Source organism: Inquilinus sp. (genome assembly GCF_057815775.1).
Genome location: NZ_JBYRFX010000209.1, coordinates 1 through 3,038, shown reverse-complemented (window position 1 = coordinate 3,038; position 3,038 = coordinate 1). Strand labels below are relative to the sequence as shown.

4 protein-coding genes are annotated in these 3,038 nt (G+C 70.8%); 2 read left to right on the top strand and 2 right to left on the bottom strand.

The window, feature by feature from the left end; all coding sequences use genetic code 11:
* Nucleotides 1-453 (top strand): transcription elongation factor GreB (greB, locus tag AC3XYG_RS07360; protein WP_489139159.1); only part of this gene is annotated, 453 nt, incomplete at its 5' end.
* Nucleotides 454-561: 108 nt separating this feature from the next.
* Here the strand turns inward: greB and msrC are convergent.
* Nucleotides 562-1,056 carry a free L-methionine (R)-S-oxide reductase MsrC gene (msrC, locus tag AC3XYG_RS07355; protein ID WP_489139158.1) on the bottom strand — a complete coding sequence of 165 codons (495 nt, stop codon included), beginning with the start codon at nt 1,054-1,056 and terminating at the stop codon, nt 562-564.
* A 172-nt stretch (nt 1,057-1,228) separates the two neighbouring features.
* On the opposite strand from msrC, the gene AC3XYG_RS07350 reads away from it, so the two are divergent.
* Complete coding sequence (locus AC3XYG_RS07350) at nt 1,229-2,146, top strand: PhzF family phenazine biosynthesis protein (protein ID WP_489139157.1); 918 nt, start codon at nt 1,229-1,231, stop codon at nt 2,144-2,146.
* A gap of 220 nt (nt 2,147-2,366) precedes the next feature.
* On the opposite strand, the gene AC3XYG_RS07345 is transcribed toward AC3XYG_RS07350, so the two are convergent.
* Nucleotides 2,367-3,038, bottom strand: a 672-nt coding sequence (locus AC3XYG_RS07345) for an ankyrin repeat domain-containing protein (RefSeq protein WP_489139156.1), incomplete at its 5' end; no start/stop codon positions are given.

Here is a 3,038-nt window from a genome sequence, read left to right as displayed (position 1 = left end):
GGCTTCCAGCGGCTGCAGGACGAGCTGAAGCAGCTGTGGCGGGTCGAGCGGCCGAAGGTGGTCGAGGTGGTGTCCTGGGCCGCCGGCAACGGCGACCGGTCGGAGAATGGCGACTACATCTACGGCAAGAAGCGGCTGCGCGAGATCGACCGCCGGGTCCGGTTCCTGACCAAGCGGCTGGAGATCGCCGAGGTGGTCGACCCGGCCCGCCAGACCAACCGCGACCGGGTCTATTTCGGCGCCACCGTGACCTATGTGGACAGCCAGGAGCGCGAGCGCACCGTGCGCATCGTCGGCATCGACGAGACCGATGCGGATGCCGGCGACATCAGCTGGATCTCACCCCTCGCCCGCGCCCTGGCGCGGACGCAGGAGGGCGATGTGGTCGAGGTTCGCACCCCCGGCGGGATCGAGACCGCCGAGGTGATCGAGATCCGGTACGGCAAGGGCTGAGAGAAACCTGTCATCGCGAGGAGCGAAGCGACGCGGCGATCCAGAGATCGAGCCGCTGGATCGCTTCGCCTTCGGCTCGCGATGACGGTGATTGAGGAAGCGGTCGCCTCAGCCCGCGCTCGCCTTGACCCACAGCGCGGCCAGCGCTTCGATCCCGGCCTGGTCCTCGGCGTCGAAGCGGCCGGGCAGCGGGCTGTCGAGGTCGAGCACGCCCAGGACCTCGCCGTCACGCAACAGCGGCACCACCAGTTCGGAGTGCGAGGCGGCATCGCAGGCGATGTGGCCGGGGAAAGCGTTCACGTCTTCCACCAGCACCGATTGCCGCCGCTCCGCCGCCGTGCCGCAGACGCCACGGCCGAGCGGGATGCGGATGCAGGCCGGCTTGCCCTGGAACGGGCCGAGCACCAGCTCGCCCGCGCCCCGCAGCAGGTAGAAGCCGGCCCAGTTCAGATCCGGCAGGCCATTGAAGATCAGGGAAGAGAGGTTCGCGGCGTTGGCGATGGCGTCGGTCTCGCCATGGAACAGCCCCTCCGCCTGGGAGAGCAGGTCGCGATAGGCTTCCGCCTTCGGCAGGGCGGGATCGAGGCGTGCGGTCTGGAACATCGGTCGGTCCGGCTTCGGAAACAGGAGGACACCGTAAAGGATGGGGATGCCGGGGTCGCGCGGAAAGGGTGGCGCAGAGCGGGATTGCCCCGAGAGCATTTCAGCCCTTTGCCGGCCGGCGGAGCCGTGCTGAGACTGGCGCATCACGCCATTCCTGATGCGAGACCCCGCCATGCCCCGCTATGCCTTCGAGACCGTCGATGTCTTCACCGACCGCCGCTTCGGCGGCAACCAGCTGGCGGTGTTCCCGGATGCGCGCGGCCTGTCGGATGCCGAGATGCAGTCCCTGGCCGCCGAATTCAACCTGAGCGAGACGACCTTCGTGCTGCCGCCGGAGAACCCGGCCCACAGCGCCCGGGTGCGGATCTTCAACCGGACCTATGAGATGCCCTTCGCCGGCCACCCCAATGTCGGCACCGGCTGCGTGCTGGCCCGGCACGGGCTGGACCGCGACGGCGTGCTGCTGTTCGAGGAGCTGTCGGGCCTGGTCGAGGTGCGGGTCGAGCGCGATGCGGCGGGGGCCGTCACCGGCGCCGTGATCGCCGCCCCACAGCCGCTGACGACGACGCTGGAGCTGCCGCCCGAAGCGATCGCCGCCTGCGTCGGCCTGGCCCCCGAAGACGTCCTGACCGCGGCGCACCGCCCGGTGCTGGCCAGCGTCGGCATCCCCTTCGTGCTGGTCGAGGTGACCGGCGAGGCGCTGACCCGCGCCACCCCCGATATCGCTGCCTTCCGCCGCACCCAGGCCGAATTCCCGGGCGTCGAGCGCCGGCTGTCGCTGCATCTCTACGCCCGCGACGCCGCCGCGCCCGATATCGCGGCGCCGGGCGGCGCCCACATCCGCGCCCGGCTGTTAGCGCCGCTGTCCGGCACCCATGAGGACGCCGCGACCGGCAGCGCCAACGCCACGCTGGGCGCGCTGCTGCTGTCGCTGTCCGGCGCCGAGACCGGCCGGGCCGAGATCGTCCAGGGTGTCGAGATGGGCCGCCCGAGCCTGCTGCAGGTCACCGCCCGCCGCGATGCCGACGGCGTCCGCTCGACCGTCGGCGGCGGCTGCGTCTCGGTGCTGAAGGGCGAAGCGGAAGTTTAGTTTTGCGCTGCCTCTCCCGTAAACGGAAGAGGCAGCGCTTGGTTCGTCCTGCCAGCCTGAACTGAAATCATCCGGCTCTAAGAGTCCGTTTGGAAACGCGTTGGCGTGAGTCGGCTGGTGGTGGTTTTGAGAACCGGCGCGCAGCGGACGTTGGTCCGTGAGCACCGGAAGCGCAAAAAACGCCATCAGACGGCCGCGCCGGCGTGTTTCCAGACGGACTCTAGGCGCCCAGCTTTGCCAGCACGCGGGTCCAGCCGGCCTCGCGTGCCTGGTCGCGGAAGGGGGTCTTGTTGCCCCAGGGATCCGTGCCGACCTTGGGGTTGGCCTTCGCCGCCAGCAGGGCCAGCGCGACATCCTCGGACCCGGCCATCCGCAGGGCGGTGGCGCCGTTGTCGGCCACGGCATTCACATCGGCACCGGCCGCGGCCAGCAGGCGGATGACCTCGGGGGACAAGGCCACCATGAGCGGTGTCAGGCCGGAGGTGAGCCGGCCGCTGGCATCGCCCCCACGGGCCAGGACGGCCTGAACGCGCTTGGTGTCGCCCGCCTGCGCCGCGATGCCGAGCGCCTGGGTCAGGTCCGGCTTCGTGCCGCGCTGCAGCGCCGTGTCGATCACCGCGACCTCGATCGCCGTCTTGCCCCGCACCGCATGCAGCAGCGGCAGCGACCCCCGCCCGCTGCCCTGGCCGCCCAGCGGCGCGCCTGCAGCCAGCAGCCCCTGCAGGAAGGCCGTGCGCTCGTAGCGGGCAGCGTCGGCCAGCAGATCGGCCCCGGCCTCCGAGCGGAAATCGAACCCCTGCGCCTTCAGCAGGCCGACCGTCTCCTCTGTCCCCGAGACCCAGCGGTCGGTGCCGGTGACGCGGTCGATCTCGTCCTCCAGCGCCGTGACCGC

Bases quoted from the DNA above. Each gene is read 5' to 3' on its own strand.
- msrC (WP_489139158.1), bottom strand. From the start codon at position 1,056: ATGTTCCAGACCGCACGCCTCGATCCCGCCCTGCCGAAGGCGGAAGCC.
- AC3XYG_RS07350 (WP_489139157.1), top strand. From the start codon at position 1,229: ATGCCCCGCTATGCCTTCGAGACCGTCGATGTCTTCACCGACCGCCGC.